16 protein-coding genes are annotated in these 16,115 nt (G+C 61.5%); 4 read left to right on the forward strand and 12 right to left on the reverse strand.

Going from position 1 to position 16,115, the window contains the following annotated elements; all coding sequences use genetic code 11:
* Positions 1-13: 13 nt before the first annotated feature.
* Entirely contained in the window at positions 14-931 is a 918-nt protein-coding gene (locus NKH78_RS21355) for a carbohydrate ABC transporter permease (RefSeq protein WP_352506464.1), read from the forward strand.
* A 60-nt stretch (positions 932-991) separates the two neighbouring features.
* Here the strand turns inward: NKH78_RS21355 and NKH78_RS21360 are convergent, their stop codons facing one another.
* Both NKH78_RS21360 and hxlB read right to left on the reverse strand, forming a co-directional pair.
* Positions 992-1,735 (reverse strand): creatininase family protein, encoded by a 744-nt coding sequence (locus tag NKH78_RS21360; protein WP_352883892.1) that lies wholly within the window; start codon positions 1,733-1,735, stop codon positions 992-994.
* A 5-nt stretch (positions 1,736-1,740) separates the two neighbouring features.
* A complete protein-coding gene (hxlB, locus tag NKH78_RS21365; RefSeq protein WP_352506466.1) occupies positions 1,741-2,307 on the reverse strand; it encodes a 6-phospho-3-hexuloisomerase in 567 nt (188 codons plus the stop codon).
* Between the two features lie 180 nt (positions 2,308-2,487).
* Between hxlB and NKH78_RS21370 the strand changes: the two genes are divergently transcribed.
* Entirely contained in the window at positions 2,488-3,510 is a 1,023-nt protein-coding gene (locus NKH78_RS21370; protein WP_352506467.1) for an aldo/keto reductase, read from the forward strand.
* Between the two features lie 74 nt (positions 3,511-3,584).
* On the opposite strand, the gene NKH78_RS21375 is transcribed toward NKH78_RS21370, so the two are convergent.
* The 4 genes from NKH78_RS21375 to NKH78_RS21390 all read right to left on the reverse strand — a co-directional run bounded on the left by NKH78_RS21375 (position 3,585) and on the right by NKH78_RS21390 (position 8,955).
* Positions 3,585-3,857, reverse strand: coding sequence for an HU family DNA-binding protein (locus NKH78_RS21375; protein ID WP_006201846.1), 273 nt, complete (start codon positions 3,855-3,857; stop codon positions 3,585-3,587).
* 196 nt (positions 3,858-4,053) lie between these two features.
* Positions 4,054-6,465 carry an endopeptidase La gene (gene lon / locus NKH78_RS21380; RefSeq protein WP_352883977.1) on the reverse strand — a complete coding sequence of 804 codons (2,412 nt, stop codon included), beginning with the start codon at positions 6,463-6,465 and terminating at the stop codon, positions 4,054-4,056.
* A gap of 280 nt (positions 6,466-6,745) precedes the next feature.
* The gene (gene clpX / locus NKH78_RS21385; protein WP_006332719.1) at positions 6,746-8,020 is read right to left on the reverse strand and encodes an ATP-dependent Clp protease ATP-binding subunit ClpX; all 1,275 of its coding nucleotides are present in this window, start codon (positions 8,018-8,020) and stop codon (positions 6,746-6,748) included.
* Between the two features lie 305 nt (positions 8,021-8,325).
* Positions 8,326-8,955: an ATP-dependent Clp protease proteolytic subunit gene (locus NKH78_RS21390; RefSeq protein ID WP_254817601.1), complete on the reverse strand. Its 630-nt coding sequence runs from the start codon at positions 8,953-8,955 to the stop codon at positions 8,326-8,328.
* Between the two features lie 346 nt (positions 8,956-9,301).
* Here NKH78_RS21390 and NKH78_RS21395 point away from each other — a divergent pair, with 346 nt between their 5' ends.
* The gene (locus tag NKH78_RS21395; protein WP_352883894.1) at positions 9,302-9,892 is read left to right on the forward strand and encodes a hypothetical protein; all 591 of its coding nucleotides are present in this window, start codon (positions 9,302-9,304) and stop codon (positions 9,890-9,892) included.
* 3 nt (positions 9,893-9,895) lie between these two features.
* Here the strand turns inward: NKH78_RS21395 and NKH78_RS21400 are convergent, their stop codons facing one another.
* Complete coding sequence (locus tag NKH78_RS21400) at positions 9,896-10,999, reverse strand: NAD(P)/FAD-dependent oxidoreductase (RefSeq protein ID WP_352883896.1); 1,104 nt, start codon at positions 10,997-10,999, stop codon at positions 9,896-9,898.
* 97 nt (positions 11,000-11,096) lie between these two features.
* Here NKH78_RS21400 and NKH78_RS21405 point away from each other — a divergent pair, with 97 nt between their 5' ends.
* Positions 11,097-12,344 (forward strand): cytochrome P450, encoded by a 1,248-nt coding sequence (locus NKH78_RS21405; RefSeq protein ID WP_352738005.1) that lies wholly within the window; start codon positions 11,097-11,099, stop codon positions 12,342-12,344.
* A 33-nt stretch (positions 12,345-12,377) separates the two neighbouring features.
* Here NKH78_RS21405 and NKH78_RS21410 read toward each other — a convergent pair whose 3' ends face one another.
* The 5 genes from NKH78_RS21410 to NKH78_RS21430 form a co-directional block, all read right to left on the reverse strand.
* The gene (locus NKH78_RS21410; protein WP_352738004.1) at positions 12,378-12,728 is read right to left on the reverse strand and encodes a cupin domain-containing protein; all 351 of its coding nucleotides are present in this window, start codon (positions 12,726-12,728) and stop codon (positions 12,378-12,380) included.
* A 5-nt stretch (positions 12,729-12,733) separates the two neighbouring features.
* Complete coding sequence (locus tag NKH78_RS21415) at positions 12,734-14,014, reverse strand: O-acetylhomoserine aminocarboxypropyltransferase (RefSeq protein ID WP_352738002.1); 1,281 nt, start codon at positions 14,012-14,014, stop codon at positions 12,734-12,736.
* 153 nt (positions 14,015-14,167) lie between these two features.
* On the reverse strand, positions 14,168-14,689 hold the full coding sequence (locus tag NKH78_RS21420; RefSeq protein WP_352738000.1) for a CoA-binding protein: 522 nt from the start codon (positions 14,687-14,689) through the stop codon (positions 14,168-14,170).
* Positions 14,690-14,765: 76 nt separating this feature from the next.
* On the reverse strand, positions 14,766-15,188 hold the full coding sequence (locus NKH78_RS21425; protein ID WP_352702557.1) for a VOC family protein: 423 nt from the start codon (positions 15,186-15,188) through the stop codon (positions 14,766-14,768).
* A gap of 9 nt (positions 15,189-15,197) precedes the next feature.
* Positions 15,198-16,019 (reverse strand): enoyl-CoA hydratase, encoded by an 822-nt coding sequence (locus NKH78_RS21430; RefSeq protein ID WP_352737998.1) that lies wholly within the window; start codon positions 16,017-16,019, stop codon positions 15,198-15,200.
* Positions 16,020-16,115: the final 96 nt, after the last annotated feature.

Raw genomic sequence — 16,115 nt, forward strand, 5'->3', positions numbered from 1 at the left:
TCGGGCCGGCAAGATGAGCGTTCAGACCACGGACTATGCCGCTTCCGAAATTCGTTCGCCGGCGAGCTTCGTCGCCAACCGCGTCTTCATCTACGGCGCGCTCATCTTCTGGGCCTTCATCTGTCTGTTCCCGATCTATTGGACGATAACCACTTCGTTCAAGACCGCGGTGGACGTCACCCAGGGCCATCTGATTCCGTTCGTCGACTTCCAGCCCGACTGGAAAGGCTGGCGGTCACTCGGCCTCTCTCCGGACTCGATCCTTCGGACGTCGACGGTTCGCGACGAATTTATCAAGCGCTTCATGAATTCGGTCATCACTTCGGTCGGCGCCTCGAGCCTGGCGATCGTCATTGGCAGCCTCGCCGCTTACGGGCTGACCCGCTATCGTTACAAGTTCGCCTGGTTCAGGAACGAGGACATCTCCTTCTTCTTCCTGTCGCAGCTGATCCTGCCGCCGGTGGTACTGGCCTTGCCCTTTCTCGTGCTCTACCGGGAAGTCGGCCTGCTCGACACACGCATCGGGCTGATCCTGCTCTATACGCTGATGGTGCTGCCGATCGTCATCTGGATCATGCGCGACCAGTTCAATTCCATTCCCGTAGAACTGGAGGAGGCAGCACTCGTCGACGGCCTGTCGATCTGGGGCGCTTTCTTGCGCATCGTCATGCCGATCGCGCTGCCGGGCATGGTCGCGGCCTTCATCCTTGCAATGGTGCTGTGCTGGAACGAGTATTTCTTCGCCGCGCTTCTGACCTCGACCGACGCCAAAACCATCCCTGTCATGGTGGCGAGCCAGACCGGCTCACAAGGCATCAACTGGTGGTCGATGGCAGCGCTCGCCACCGCGGCCATCACACCGCTCGCCGTTATCGGCATCGCGCTCGAGCGTTACCTGATCATGGGCATGACGGCGGGCGCGGTGAAATAACTGCGCCAGCCTTCCCTTCTTCCACAACAAGGGAATAACAAGGGAAGAGGGAAAACCGCGCTAACCCGAAAGGGTTGCCCGCACATGATCGAGGATCATGGCGATCCCTTTTTGCCCCAATTCGGCCGAGGCTTCGGAAGCACTTGCCGTGTACCAGCCGGTGTTGTCGGCGAAGCGGTCGGCATCGACCGCTTCCGGGCACAACGCCAGCATCAGCGACGTCTCGCCGATGCCGGCATGGTCAAACGGGTATTGGGTGTGCATTGAAGCCGGCATCAGCGGATGCACCTGCACCCAGTTGAAGAAATTGCTGCCCTCGGCGTGCTCGGCATAATAGTTGGCCATCGCCGCAGAGCCCCACCAGCCTTCGCCACGTTCTTTCTCCAGGAAGCGGAAGATCGCCTGCCGGCCGGCGGCCTTGAAGGCGAGATCGGTTGGCATGCCGGCAGCAAAATTTTCGGTCTGGTGGTGAATGATGGCGTGGATGTTGCGGAAGCCGATACGCAGCAGGCTGTAGAACAATTCTTCCGCAAATGGCGCCAGCACATTGCCGCCGACCTGCACCGAACCACTGCCCTCCGGTGCTGCAACCGCATAGCTCGCCGCGCCGTAATAGAAGGGCGGCAGAATGACGATCTCGGCTTCTTTTTCGAACAGTTCCAGGCTCTTGATCACCGCCAGCGTGTCCATGCCGACGGCCATGTGCTCGCCATGGTATTCAAGCACACCGAGCGGCAACACGACCGGCCGGTTCTCGACAATCGCCTTGCGGATCTGGTGCGGCAGCATCAATTCGTACCGCATGACAACTACTCCATATTGGTGTGGCGGGCGCGCATCGCTTCAGGCGAGACGCCGGTCAGGTCCCGGAGCTTCAGCACCATCACTTCGAAGAGAACGAACAGCGCGCCTTCGAAGACCGAGCCCATCGGCAGCACGGACGTCTTTTCCGGCCCCTGGTCGTCGGCCATGGTCTGAGCCGGGATAAGCAGTGTGAAGTCGGCCAGCTTCGCGGCAGTGCTGTGGGATTGCGCGGTGAGCAGCAGGACTGTGGCACCGGCCTCGCGCGCGACCCGCATCAAGGTCAGCACCGTCGAGGTCTCGCCCGGGCCGGAACTGGCGAGGAAGACATCGCCCGCGCCCAGGGGCGGCGTGGTCATATCGCCGACAACCGAAACCGGCAGACCGAGGTGATAGAGCCGCATGGCAAAACCCTTGACCTGCAGCGCCTCGCGGCCGCACCCATAGGTGACGATCTTTCTCGCGCCCGCCAAGATGGCGCAAGCGGCGTCGATGCGGCTTTCGTCGATACGTTCCAGCACGGTACCAAGCTCGCTCAGCGCAATCCCAAACAGGTTTTCGCCGGCGTCCCTCATGACTGCACCAGCTTGCAGTTGCCGGAGAACCACTTGAATATGTCAGTCACATCTGCCCCGAACAGCTTGTTTTCATTCATGCTATCACCGCGAAAATCGGCGTCCAACGACACGCAGTGCTTTTGATGTGCCACAGCCGTGATAGTGTCACGGCAAATCGCAAATGAGGAACAACAGTATATGAAGACACGGCATTTCGACCGCATCGGCAATGGCGGCATCACCTTCACCGAGCTCGGCTTCGGCACCGCGCCGCTCGGCAATCTCTACCGCGCCGTCTCCGACGAGGACGCCAATGCCACGCTGGAGGCGGCATGGCGGGTCGGCTGCCGCTACTTCGACACCGCGCCGCTTTATGGGCTAGGCCTAGCCGAAACGCGGCTCAATCCGTTCCTGCGTTCGAAGAAGCGCGACGACTACGTGCTGTCCAGCAAAGTCGGACGCATCATGCGCGCCTGTCCGCCGGATCAGCGCACCGGCATCGGCAAATTCTTCGACACCCCTTCGCGCCGCGAGGTCTACGACTATAGCTATGACGGTATCATGCGCTCCTTCGAGGCCTCGCTGGAACGGCTCGGTGTCGACCGCATCGACATCCTCTTCGTGCACGATGTCGACGTCTTCACGCATGGCAGCAAGGAAGCCTCGGACCAGCGCATCCAGGAATTCATGAGCTCCGGCTACTATGGATTGCTGGCATTGCGCGACCAGGGCGTGATCAAGGCGTTCGGCGGCGGCATCAACGAGTGGCAGGTTGCCCAGACGCTGGCCGAGCGCGGCGATTTCGATCTGTTCCTGCTTGCCGGGCGCTACACGCTGCTGGAGCAGGAGGCGCTGCAGTCTTTCCTGCCGCTATGCCAGCAACGCGGCATCGGCATCGTTCTCGGCGGGCCTTACAATTCCGGCATCCTGGCAACCGGGCCGAAGCCCGGCGCCTACTACAACTATTCGAAGGCGCCGCAGGACATCATCGACCGCGTCACCCGTATCGAGGCCGTCTGCAAGCGCCACGGCGCGCGCCTGATCGAGGCGGCGCTGCAGTTCCCGCTGCTGCATCCTTCCGTCGTCTCGGTAATCCCCGGCGGCCAGTGGCCTGGCGAAGTCGAAAGCAATCGCTCGCTGCTCGACGCGAAGCTGCCATCGGCGCTGTGGGCCGATCTCAAGAAAGAAGGCTTGATGCGCACGGACGCGCCGACGGCGTAGCGCCGTCCTTTCCAACAGAAAAGAAAAACCGGATATGCCGGTTCTTCTTTTCTCTGAAAGACTTAAGGAGGCGCTTAGTTGACCGCGTCCTTGAGGCCCTTGCCGGCCGAGAACTTCGGCACGGTGCGCGCCGGGATCTTCACTTCCGCACCGGTCTGCGGATTGCGGCCGGTCGACGCGGCGCGTTTTGACACGGTGAAATTTCCGAAGCCGACAAGCCGGACATCGCCGCCCTTTTTCAGTTCGCCGGTGATGACGGAAAACACCGCATCAACCGCCGACTGCGCGTCACCCTTCGAAATACTCGCGGCATCGGCGACAGCGGATACCAGTTCGTTCTTGTTCATAAAAATTCCCTTCCATGAGAAAACCGGAACACTCGACTCATCCGGCAGGAAACGGACTTTAGAAAGAAGCGCCCCGGCAACCAAGTCGAAAAGCGCCAAGAAAGTTGAAAAAAGCCCGGAAATCTGCGGTTCTTCACATGAAAAAGCCGGGCTCAAGGCCCGGCTCTCTCTTTGTGCATTGCAACTTTAGCAAGCGCTAATGCGCCAGCGATTTACCAGCTTCGTCTGCGACATCGACCACGGCCGGCGCATTAACGGGTTCGACCCACTGGATCGGTTCCGGCATGCGCACCAGCGCATGGCGCAACACTTCACCGACGCGTGAGACCGGAATGATTTCCATGCCGCTCTTCACGTTTTCCGGAATCTCCGCCAGATCCTTGGCGTTCTCTTGCGGGATCAGCACCTTCTTGATGCCGCCGCGCAGTGCGGCAAGCAGCTTTTCCTTAAGGCCGCCGATCGGCAGCACCCTTCCGCGCAGCGTGATCTCGCCGGTCATCGCCACATCGGCCCTGACCGGGATACCGGTCAGCACCGAAACGATTGCCGTCGCCATCGCCACGCCAGCCGACGGTCCGTCCTTCGGGGTTGCGCCCTCCGGCACGTGGACGTGGATATCGCGCTTATCGAACAGCGGCGGCTCGACGCCGAAATCGATGGCCCGCGAGCGGACGTAAGAGGCCGCCGCCGAGATCGATTCCTTCATCACATCGCGCAGATTGCCGGTCACGGTCATGCGCCCCTTGCCGGGCATCATGACGCCTTCCACCGTCAACAGCTCGCCGCCGACTTCCGTCCAGGCGAGCCCGGTGACCACGCCGACCTGATCGTCGCTCTCGACCTGGCCGAAGCGGAAGCGCGGAACACCAAGGTAATCGGCAAGATTGTCCGCCGTGATGTTGATCGTCTTCTTCTTCGTCTTCAGGATCTCGGTCACCGCCTTGCGCCCGAGCTTCATCAGCTCGCGCTCCAGGCTCCTGACGCCCGCTTCACGGGTGTAGGTCTGGATGATGCCGCGGATCGCGTCCTCGCCGACGGAGAACTCCTTCGGCTGCAATGCGTGGTCGCGGATCACCTTGGGCATCAGGTGACGCTTGGCGATTTCGATCTTCTCGTCCTCGGTGTAACCGGCGATACGGATGATCTCCATGCGGTCCATCAAGGGCGCAGGGATGTTCAGCGTGTTCGCCGTCGTCACGAACATCACGCTCGACAGGTCGTATTCGACCTCGAGGTAATGGTCCATGAACGTCGAGTTCTGCTCGGGATCGAGCACCTCGAGCAAAGCCGATGACGGATCGCCGCGGAAATCCTGGCCCATCTTGTCGATCTCGTCGAGCAGGAAGAGCGGATTGGATTTCTTCGCCTTCTTCATCGACTGGATGACCTTGCCGGGCATCGAGCCGATGTAGGTGCGCCGGTGACCGCGGATCTCGGCCTCGTCGCGCACGCCGCCCAGCGCCATGCGGATGAACTCGCGACCGGTCGCCTTGGCGATCGACTTGCCGAGCGAGGTCTTGCCGACACCGGGAGGTCCGACGAGGCACAGGATCGGCCCCTTCAGCTTCTTCTGGCGGCTCTGCACGGCAAGGTATTCGACGATGCGGTCCTTGACCTTGTCGAGGCCGAAATGATCCGTATCGAGCACGTTCTGGGCAAAGGCCAGATCCTGCTTGACCTTGGAGTTCCTGCCCCATGGGATCGACAGCAGCCAGTCGAGATAGTTGCGCACCACGGTCGATTCAGCCGACATCGGCGACATCGTCCGCAGCTTCTTCAGTTCGGCTTCCGCCTTTTCGCGGGCCTCCTTGGAAAGCTTGGTCTTCTTGATACGCGCCTCGATCTCGGCGGCCTCGTCGCGGCCGTCCTCGCCCTCGCCGAGCTCCTTCTGGATCGCCTTCATCTGCTCGTTGAGGTAGTATTCGCGCTGTGTCTTCTCCATCTGGCGCTTGACGCGCGAGCGGATGCGCTTCTCGACCTGCAGCACCGAGATTTCGGCTTCCATGAAGCCCATCGCCTTTTCCAGCCGTTCCTTGACGGACAGCGTGGCAAGCATCTCCTGCTTCTCGGGGATCTTGATGGCAAGATGCGAAGCGACCGTGTCGGCGAGCTTGGAATAGTCGTCGATCTGGCTGGCGGCACCCACCACTTCGGGCGAGATCTTCTTGTTCAGCTTGACGTAGTTCTCGAAGTCGGTGACCACGGAACGCGCCAGCGCCTCGACCTCGACCTCTTCCTCATCCGGTTCGACCAGCGCCGCAGCACGGGCTTCATGGAAGTCGGGACGGTCGGTGAACGCGACGATTTTCGCACGCGAGGCACCTTCGACCAGCACCTTCACGGTGCCGTCCGGCAGTTTCAGCAATTGCAGCACATTGGCGAGCGTGCCGATGTCAAAGATGGCATCGGGCTCCGGATCGTCGTCGGCGGCATTCATCTGGGTCGCGAGCAGGATCTGCCTTTCCTGACCCATCACTTCTTCCAGCGCCTTGATCGACTTTTCACGCCCGACAAAGAGCGGAACGATCATGTGCGGGAACACCACGATGTCGCGCAGTGGGAGGACTGCGAAGACGCCGTCGCTGGGAGCCTTGGATAATTTGGCCATTGTCCAACCTTTCATGTCGCGGCCGCCAATCGGCCAACCGCGAATCTCATATTAACGACCGAGGATCGTTCCGCCTACCACCGTTTGTGACGGGAGTTTTACAGCACAGAATTCGGCACCACGGCCTTCTGCCATTAGTTGGAGGCACTGAGGGTAAAGATCAAGGGTCAACACGGTCCGTACCTCCAATCCGCACCCAGCACGCGGCGCCATGCGCGGTATGCGACAGCAAAACGGCGCCCCGCGGCGCCGTTTCAGAAAAATCCATTGCCGGCTCACGTCAGGCGCTGACGTTGCCCTTCTTCTCCTTCTGCTCGGAATAGATGTAGAGCGGCCTGGCGTTGCCTGACACCACCTCTTCCGAAATAACCACTTCGCGCACGCCTTCCAGTGCCGGCAGCTCGAACATGGTGTCGAGCAAGATCGCTTCCATGATCGAACGCAGGCCGCGTGCGCCGGTCTTGCGCTCGATGGCGCGCTTGGCGATCGCCGAGAGCGCGTTCTCGTGGAAGGTCAGGTCGACATTTTCCATCTCGAACAGCCGCTGATACTGCTTGACCAGCGCGTTCTTCGGCTCGGTCAGGATTTGGATCAGTGCCGGCTCGTCGAGATCCTCCAGCGTCGCCAAGACAGGCAGACGGCCGACGAACTCGGGAATGAGGCCAAACTTCAAGAGGTCCTCAGGCTCGACCAGGCGGAAAACATCGCCGGTGCGGCGATCCTCGGGCGAAGCGACGATAGCGCCGAAACCGATCGAGGTCTTCCTGCCGCGATCCGAGATGATCTTGTCCAGCCCGGCGAAAGCGCCGCCGCAGATAAATAGGATGTTGGCGGTGTCGACCTGCAGAAATTCCTGCTGCGGATGCTTCCTACCGCCCTGCGGCGGCACGGACGCGACAGTGCCCTCCATGATCTTCAAAAGTGCCTGCTGCACGCCCTCGCCCGATACGTCACGGGTGATCGACGGGTTGTCCGACTTGCGCGAGATTTTGTCGATCTCGTCGATATAGACGATGCCGCGCTGGGCGCGCTCGACATTGTAGTCGGCCGACTGCAACAGCTTCAGGATGATGTTCTCGACGTCCTCGCCGACATAACCGGCTTCGGTCAGCGTCGTCGCGTCGGCCATGGTGAAGGGGACGTCGATGATGCGGGCCAGCGTCTGCGCCAGCAGCGTCTTGCCGCAGCCGGTCGGGCCGATCAGCAGGATGTTCGACTTCGCCAGTTCGACATCGTTGTTCTTGCCGGCATGGGCGAGGCGCTTGTAGTGGTTGTGGACGGCCACCGACAGCACGCGCTTGGCGTAGGGCTGGCCGATGACGTAGTCGTCGAGAACCTTGAGGATTTCCTGCGGTGTCGGCACGCCCTCGCGCGACTTCACCATCGAGGTCTTGTTCTCTTCGCGGATGATGTCCATGCACAGTTCGACGCATTCGTCGCAGATGAACACCGTCGGCCCGGCGATCAGCTTGCGCACTTCGTGCTGGCTTTTGCCGCAAAACGAGCAATAAAGCGTGTTCTTGGAATCACCGCTGTTGTTGCCGACCTTGCTCATTTTCCTGTCCTTTCATGGCCGCCCGCCGATGGTCTGGTTGAAAGGGCGCATATTCAATCTATCGCGGGAATCCGCTGCCGCCAGTGCCCCGGCTCCCGCAACGCATTCCGTACGAAACACAAATCGGAAAACGGGGCAATGATTCGAACAACCCCACGCAAAGCTAAGCCGTCGAAAATCAACATAGCCTTAACGTAGGCAATTGCACCCGTCGAGGGAACAGCCAATTGTGGCCGAAATGCCGCAAGCTGCGCCAAAAGCGCGTAATCCCGCCACTCATTGCCACCGCAGGGGCCACCGCGGGACTATAAGGCAATACCTTCGACCGGCTCACGTGACGAAATGACCTTGTCGATGAGGCCGAAATCCCTGGCCTCGTCGGCAGTCATGAAATGGTCACGGTCGAGCGTTCTTTCAATCTCATCGTAGCTCTTGCCGGTGTGCTTGACGTAAACCTCGTTGAGGCGGCGCTTCAGCTTGATGATATCCTGGGCATGGCGCTCGATGTCGGAGGCCTGGCCCTGGAAGCCGCCGGAAGGCTGGTGGACCATGATGCGGGCATTCGGCGTAGCAAAGCGCATGTCCTTGTGGCCGGCAGTCAGGAGCAGCGAACCCATCGATGCGGCCTGGCCGATGCAGAGCGTCGACACGGCGGGCTTGATGAACTGCATGGTATCGTAGATCGCCATGCCGGAGGTGACGACGCCGCCGGGCGAGTTGATATAGAGGTTGATTTCTTTCTTCGGATTCTCCGCTTCGAGGAACAGCAGTTGCGCGCAGACCAGCGTCGCCATGCCGTCCTCGACCGGGCCGGTGATGAAAATGATGCGCTCCTTGAGGAGCCGCGAGAAAATGTCGTAGGCCCGCTCGCCGCGATTGGTCTGTTCGACCACCATCGGAACGAGGTTCATGTAGGTTTCGACGGGGTTCTTCATGGACTATCCCTTTTTGAGGATGGGATTCCGGCGCCGGAGATTTGCAATCGGGCAGAATCGGTTCTGGATCGTTATTGTGTAAATAGGATGCCGGCTCACCCTAGCGCAAGGCCGCCTCTCCTAGCCATCCGGTTAAGTCGAATCAAGGTTTCCAAAGCAAGTTTCGCCCGTCGCCGTGCCGGCAGCCCTCTCCTGCCGTCGGAAGGGCGCTCATGCCTGGCCGGCGTTTAGCGTTTTCTTAACCGCATCGCTTAACGAAAAGTGGTGAAACCGCTTTTTCCAGCCACGGCTTACCCTACAATTCAACGTTGAACTCGCTTCATGCAGTTCAAACAGGGGGAGTGCGATGATCAGGAAAGCTGCTTCCTTGGCCCTTACCGGCATTACCGTTCTCGGCATGGCGTCCGAAACGGCTGCCGGCGGACGCGCGGTCGAATGCTACGAGCAGGTCAACCGGCCGGCCGTCTACGACACGGTCTATGAGGACGTGCTCGTCAGCCCAGCCGGCCAGCAGGTGGAATACGAGGCGCCAATCTACGGAACGCGCGAGCGCGTGGTGCAGATCGCGCCGGTGCGTGTCAGCTACGAGATCGTGCCCGCCATCACCCGCACCATCTACCGCTCCGTGAAGGTTGCTGACGGCGGCTATTCCTGGGAATGGCGCATCATCAATGGCCGCAAGGTGCTGTGCAAGGTCAGGCACAAGGCGCGCTATGAACGCGTGGCCGAAATCGTCGTGGTTGAGCCGGAACGCCGGCGGCGCGTTGTCCTCCCCGCCGAATACGAGAGCGTCGCCGAAGAGGTTCTGGTGCGGCCGGAGCAGCGGCGCATCATCGACATTCCGGCGTCATATCAGACAGTGGCTCGCCGCGTGGTGGTCAGGGAGGGTTCGTCGATCTGGCGGCGCGTGCATATTCCGAGGCATTGCCGATACTAGGCGCTAGGCCGCCTCGGCCCTGAGCCATTTCTTTAGGCCGTCGACATCGCCATTGCCGACGCAGGCCGCAACCCTTCTGCCAACAGCCGCGCCGAACTTGTAGCCTTGGCCGGAGCAGGCCGAGACGACCAGGCATTTGCCTTTCCGGTGGGCCAGGAATCTCTCGTCGACGGTGAAGGTGTAGGCGCAGGTGACCACTTCGGTGACCCTGTACTCCTCGATCCGGGCAATCGGCGGCGAAAACAGGTTGCGGATCGCCTCACCCTCGCCCGGCACCGGCTGGCGGTTCCAGTCGGCATCGCTGGTCGGCACCCTGTGCAGGCCCGAGCCGAATTTCATGCCGGCGCCACCTGTCGGCGGAATTGCGTAGCCGTCGATGGTGCCGCCGACGTTGAGGACGACCGGCGCTGCCTGCCAGGCTGCCTTCAGATCAACCGGCGGTTCGACATAGGCGAGCGCGGTGCGCCAGGTTTTCAGTTCGCCGTCCAGTTCCGGGAACAGTTTCAGGACCCAGGCGCCGGCAGCGACGACGATCCGGTCGGCCTGCATCGTTTCGCCGCTCGCAAGCACGACCTGTCCGGCGTCGGCGTCGATCTCGGCGACCTTGCTGTTTTCGTAGACATTGGCGCCGTTCGCGCGCAGCCACCTGGCGAGGCCCGAAGCGATCTTGCGGCAGTGCAGCGCGCCGCCGTCCGGCGAAAAATATGCATAGCGGAATGAACCAGGTTCTAGGAACGGCCAGCGTTCGACCGCGGCGTCCGGCTCGACCAATTCGAACGGATAATTTCCCGCTTCCATGCCCTCGCGGTATTCCTCCGCCTCATCTCCCGGCTCGCGCGAAATACAGATGAAGCCGCGCGGATCGAGATGGCTTTCACCGAGATCGGCCCACATCTCGTCCCAGGCCTCATAGGCTTCGGTGATCAGCCGGCCGTAGCCCGTTCCGGCCCGGTAGGCGCGGCGAATAATGCGATGGTGGTCGCCGGAGGCGGCGAGCGGATTGGGGATCGATCCCTGCTCGACGATCGAGACGAGGTGACCAGCCTTGACCAGCGACCACGCCGTCGAAAGCCCGGCAATGCCTGCACCGACCACGATCACATTCATGAAAACTGTCCTTCCGCAACCGCTTCGGCGGCTCACCTCACGGCAGGGCCAACATACGGTCTGGCACCAGACTGGCAAGCCGCGCTAATGATCTGGCATGACCGAATTGAAGCCGCCCTACCTTGCCTTTGATCCAGCCACGCGCAGCCTGCGGCTCGATCCGCACGAGCCGGCTTTCTTCCACAATCCATACGAGGCCTACACCTTCCTGCATGGCGCATCGAACGCCTTCTTCTGGGAAGAATTTGGCTTCTGGTGCTTTGGCGGCTTCGACGATGTCAACCGTCTGCTGCGCGATCGCCGCTTCGGCCGCCAGAATCCGGCCGGCATTCCGGACAGCCGAGGCATCGGCCAGGACCGTACGCATCTCAGCGCATTCGACGGCGTCGAGGCCAATTCGATGCTGGAGCTGGAGCCGCCTGTCCACACACGGCTCAGAACGCTGGTCAACCGCGCCTTCGTCTCGCGCCAGATCGAGCGGCTCAGGCCGCGTGTCGAGGCGCTGGCCAACGAACTGATCGACCGCTTCGAACCAGGAGAAGTCGACCTGCTGCCGGCGCTCGCCGCTCCCTTGCCGATCACCATCATTGCCGAGATGCTCGGCGTGCCGGTCGATATGGGGCCGCAGCTGCTCGACTGGTCGCATCGGATGGTCGCCATGTACATGCACGGCCGCACCCGCGAGACCGAAGAGACGGCCAATCGCGCGGCGCGGGACTTTTCGCATTTTTTGCGTGGCTACGTCGCCGAGCGGCGAAAGAGGCCGGGCGACGATCTTCTGTCGCTGCTGATTGCGGCCCAGGAGGACGGCCAGAAACTGTCGGAGGACGAGCTGGTATCCTCGGCCATCCTTTTGCTCAATGCCGGCCATGAGGCAACTGTCCACCAGACCGGCAATGCGGTGCGGTCGATCCTCGCACAGGGCGGCGATCCACGCCGCTTCTTCACCTCGTCGGAAGCAACAGCCGCGACGGTCGAAGAGTGCCTGCGCTTCGACGCGCCGCTGCACATGTTCACGCGCTACGCCTATCAGAAGGTCGAGGCCGGGCCTGGTATCGTCGTCCAGCCGGGCGAGACGATCGGTCTGCTGCTCGGCATGGCCAATCACGACCCGGTGGCCTTTGCCGAGCCCTTCGCCTTCAGGCCGGGCCGCGCCGACCAGAAGAACGTATCGTTCGGCGCCGGCATTCATTTCTGCATCGGCGCGCCGCTCGCCCGGCTCGAATTGCAGGTGTCGCTGAAAACCCTGTTCGACCGGCTACCGCAGTTGCATCTTGCCGAACAGCCGCGCTTGCGCGACACCTATCATTTCCATGGGCTGGAAACGCTCGCCGTGCGCTTTTGAGCATTCGTCCGGCAGGCTCAGCCGCAGGGGTGATTAAAGCTTGATCACATACTCCTTGCGAGTCGTTTCAAACACTTCCCAGCTGCCCTTAAAGCCTGGCCTCAGCACGAAGCTGTCGCCTGCCCTGACAGTGCGCGCATCGCCGCCGTCTTCGGCGATCACCGAAACCCCTGACAGGATGTGGCAGAACTCCCACTCATCATATTCGATGCGCCATTTGCCTGACGTCGCTTCCCAGACGCCGACATAAAGGCCGCCGTCCTGTTCCTCGACATTCCAGGTGCGGAATTTCGGATCGCCCGAAATCAGGCGATCCGGCGCCGGCGCGCCAAGTTCCGGTTCGACGGTGTCGACGCCGACGGAAAGAAATTTCGGCGGGGTCATGGCGATCAAACCTTGGCGAGAGCCTGTTCCAGATCGGCGACGATGTCGTTGACGTCCTCGATACCGACCGAAAGCCTGACCGTGTCCGGCCCTGCCCCCGCGTTGATCTTCTGCTCGTCGGAAAGCTGGCGATGCGTGGTCGATGCCGGGTGGATGACCAGCGACTTGGTGTCGCCGACATTGGCCAGGTGCGAGAACAATTCGAGCGCTTCGACGAATTTGATGCCCGCCGCATAGCCGCCCTTCAACCCAAAGGTGAATACCGCGCCGGCGCCAAGCGGCGAGTACTTCTTCTGCAGCGCATTGTTCTTGTCGCCGGGCAGGCCGGGATAGGACACCCAGGCGACCTTGGGATGGTTGGAAAGCCACCCGGCGACTGCGGCCGCATTGTCGCAGTGGCGCTGCATCCTCAGCGGCAAGGTTTCCAGGCCAGTCAGGATAAGGAATGCATTGAACGGCGAAATCGCCGCGCCGATATCGCGCAGCCCGAGCACGCGGGCGGCAATGGCGAAGGCGAAATTACCGAAGGTTTCGTGCAGGACCAGGCCGCCATATTCGGGGCGCGGCTCCGACAGCATCGGATATTTGCCCGACTTCGACCAGTCGAAGGTGCCGCCGTCGACGATGGCGCCGCCGATGGAATTGCCGTGACCGCCGATGAACTTGGTCAGCGAATGCACGACGATGTCGGCGCCATGCTCGATCGGCCGCAGCAGATAGGGCGAGGCCAGTGTGTTGTCGACGATCAGCGGCAGGCCGTGCTTGCGGGCAATGTCGCCGATCTTCTCGATGTCGACGAAGACGCCGCCCGGATTGGCCAGGCTTTCGATGAAGATTGCCTTGGTTCTGTCGTCGATCTGGCTCTCGAAGCTCGAGATGTCATTGGTGTCGGCCCAGCGCACCTGCCAGCCGAAATTTTTGAAGGCATGACCGAACTGGTTGATCGAGCCGCCGTAAAGCTTTGTCGCTGAAACGAAATTGTCGCCGGGCTGCATCAGATTGTGGAAGACCAGCACCTGCGCGGCATGGCCGGAGGCGACCGCAAGGCCTGCCGTGCCGCCTTCGAGTGCCGCGATGCGCTCTTCCAGCACCGCCTGGGTCGGGTTCATGATGCGGGTGTAGATGTTGCCGAACGCCTTCAGCCCGAACAGCGAGGCGGCATGGTCGGCATCGTCGAAGACGAAGGAGGTGGTCTGGTAGATTGGAGTCGCTCGCGCCCCGGTCGCCGGATCCGGCTTGGCGCCGGCATGGACGGCGAGCGTGTTGAAACCGGGCGTGCGGGCCATCGAAAAACCTCCCTCAATGGTGAATAGTGAATGGTGAATGGTGAATGGTGAATGGCAAAGTCGGCCAGCCCCACCCTGATTGCAAGCGGCTCATATGCCGCCTTGCCGGCCTTCCAGAAAAATCCTTCTATTCACCATTCACCATTCATTTACCTACTTCTGGCGAACGCCGAAACTCTGGAACCCCGGCCGCATCAGCGGCTTCTTCGACGACAGCACGCCTGAATTGACGCCGGTCCAGCCGATCTCGCCGGACAGCTTGCCATATTCGATCTTGGGGCAACGGTTCATCACCACCTTGATGCCGGCGGCTTCGGCGCGTGCGGCCGCCTCGTCATGGCGTATGCCAAGCTGCATCCAGATGACCTTCGGCAGCGGATCGAGCCGCAACACCTCGTCGACAATGCCCGGCACGGCAGCGGAAGCGCGAAACACGTCGACCATATCGACAGGTCCTGGAACGTCGGCGAGTCTGGCATAGGTCATCTGGCCCAGAATCACCTTGCCAGCCTGGCCGGGATTGATCGGGAACACCGAAAACCCTTTGCCGAGCAGATATTTCAGCACGAAATAGCTCGGCCGCACGTCATTGGCCGATGCGCCGACCATGGCGATGGTCTTCACCGAATTGAGGATGCCGGCGATATAGGCGTTGTCGTAGGCGTCGTGGTTCATGCCTCGTCATACAGCGCTTCGGAGTGAGGTGCCAACAGCCGAGCAAGTGGCTTGCAATGGGCCAGGGAGAACGTCGTCAGCCCGGCAGCGAAATCGATCCGTCTTCCGCGATCGGAAAAGCCGGATTGTGCGCGACTTCCCAGACATGCCCGTCCGCATCGGCGAAATAGCCGTACCAGCCGCCCCAGAAGGCGCGCCCGGCCGGCTTGACGATCTTGCCGCCGGCCTTCTCAGCCGCCGCAAGCACTTCGTCGACCTCGGCGTCAGAGCGGGTGTTGTAGGCAAGGTAGACGGCCGAAGGTGCCTTGCTGAAGGTCACGCCCGAATCCTCTTCGGCGCTTTGCCGCGGGAACAGGCCGAGAATGGCGCCGCCCATCTGGAAGAAGGCAACGCCCTCGGTGATCCCGGCATGGCGCTTCAGGCCCATCGCCTCGTAGAAGCGCACCGCGCGGTCAAGATCGTCCGTCGCGATGGTGATGATGGAGATGCGCGGTTCCATATCCGCCTCCTATTCCTCCGGCCATTCCGGCTTGCGCTTGCCGATAAAGGCGCCGATGCCCTCTTCCGCGTCGCGCGCCAGCATGTTCTCGACCATGACGCGCCCGGTGTAACCATAGGCCTCGGCGAGCCCCATTTCCGCCTGCTCATAAAAGGCTTCCTTGCCGATCTTGACGACCAGGGAGGATTTGGACGCAATGGTTTGCGCGTATTTGGTGACAATCTGATTCAGATATTCGCGCGGCACGACGCGGTTGACCAAGCCGAATTCCTTGGCGGTTGCCGCATCGATCGTCTCGCCGGTCAAAAGCATCTCCATGGCGTGCTTGCGCGAGACGTTGCGCGACAGCGCCACCATCGGCGTCGAGCAGAACAGTCCGATATTGACGCCAGGCGTGCAGAAGGTCGCCTCGTGCGAAGCGATGGCGAGGTCGCAGCTGGCGACCAGCTGCAATCCGGCCGCCGTTGCCAGGCCGTCGACTTCGGCGATCACCGGCTTAGGATGGCGAACGATCGCCTGCATCAGTGAAGCGCAGGCGGAAAACGTCTTTTCGAAGAAGCCCCTGCCGCGATCGGCATCGGCGCGGTGCGCGCTCAACTCCTTGAGGTCGTGTCCGGCGCAGAACACCTTGCCGACCGCCCCGAGGACGATGACGCGGACGGATTTGTCGGCCTTGGCGCGGTCGAGTTCCGCCGTCAGCGCCGCCATCACTGCAAGCGAAAGAGCATTGGCCGGCGGATTGGCGAGCGTCAGGCGCAGCACGCCCTTGTCCAGCCTGGAGACGACCGGCCCTTCGGCAACGGCAGGCTTGATGGCGACGATTTCGGCCATAGATCGTTCCTCCGCGATTCCGGATCGATGATGGACTAATCTAGTATGCCGTCTCGCTTCGTCCAACTCCCTCGTCCGCTTCTGCCCTAATGAATG

The sequence above is a fragment of the Mesorhizobium sp. M0910 genome, assembly GCF_040319465.1.
Taxonomy (GTDB): Bacteria; Pseudomonadota; Alphaproteobacteria; order Rhizobiales; family Rhizobiaceae; genus Mesorhizobium.

What these genes read in the sequence shown, in the direction of transcription:
- NKH78_RS21420 (WP_352738000.1), bottom strand. Translation starts at nt 14,689, where the DNA reads ATGAACCACGACGCCTACGACAACGCCTATATCGCCGGCATCCTCAAT.
- NKH78_RS21375 (WP_006201846.1), bottom strand. Translation starts at nt 3,857, where the DNA reads ATGAACAAGAACGAACTGGTATCCGCTGTCGCCGATGCCGCGAGTATT.
- NKH78_RS21415 (WP_352738002.1), bottom strand. Translation starts at nt 14,014, where the DNA reads ATGGCCCGCACGCCCGGTTTCAACACGCTCGCCGTCCATGCCGGCGCC.
- NKH78_RS21405 (WP_352738005.1), top strand. Translation starts at nt 11,097, where the DNA reads ATGACCGAATTGAAGCCGCCCTACCTTGCCTTTGATCCAGCCACGCGC.
- clpX (WP_006332719.1), bottom strand. Translation starts at nt 8,020, where the DNA reads ATGAGCAAGGTCGGCAACAACAGCGGTGATTCCAAGAACACGCTTTAT.
- NKH78_RS21410 (WP_352738004.1), bottom strand. Translation starts at nt 12,728, where the DNA reads ATGACCCCGCCGAAATTTCTTTCCGTCGGCGTCGACACCGTCGAACCG.
- NKH78_RS21430 (WP_352737998.1), bottom strand. Translation starts at nt 16,019, where the DNA reads ATGGCCGAAATCGTCGCCATCAAGCCTGCCGTTGCCGAAGGGCCGGTC.
- NKH78_RS21390 (WP_254817601.1), bottom strand. Translation starts at nt 8,955, where the DNA reads ATGAAGAACCCCGTCGAAACCTACATGAACCTCGTTCCGATGGTGGTC.
- NKH78_RS21395 (WP_352883894.1), top strand. Translation starts at nt 9,302, where the DNA reads ATGATCAGGAAAGCTGCTTCCTTGGCCCTTACCGGCATTACCGTTCTC.
- hxlB (WP_352506466.1), bottom strand. Translation starts at nt 2,307, where the DNA reads ATGAGGGACGCCGGCGAAAACCTGTTTGGGATTGCGCTGAGCGAGCTT.
- NKH78_RS21370 (WP_352506467.1), top strand. Translation starts at nt 2,488, where the DNA reads ATGAAGACACGGCATTTCGACCGCATCGGCAATGGCGGCATCACCTTC.
- NKH78_RS21400 (WP_352883896.1), bottom strand. Translation starts at nt 10,999, where the DNA reads ATGAATGTGATCGTGGTCGGTGCAGGCATTGCCGGGCTTTCGACGGCG.
- NKH78_RS21425 (WP_352702557.1), bottom strand. Translation starts at nt 15,188, where the DNA reads ATGGAACCGCGCATCTCCATCATCACCATCGCGACGGACGATCTTGAC.
- NKH78_RS21355 (WP_352506464.1), top strand. Translation starts at nt 14, where the DNA reads ATGAGCGTTCAGACCACGGACTATGCCGCTTCCGAAATTCGTTCGCCG.
- lon (WP_352883977.1), bottom strand. Translation starts at nt 6,465, where the DNA reads ATGGCCAAATTATCCAAGGCTCCCAGCGACGGCGTCTTCGCAGTCCTC.
- NKH78_RS21360 (WP_352883892.1), bottom strand. Translation starts at nt 1,735, where the DNA reads ATGCGGTACGAATTGATGCTGCCGCACCAGATCCGCAAGGCGATTGTC.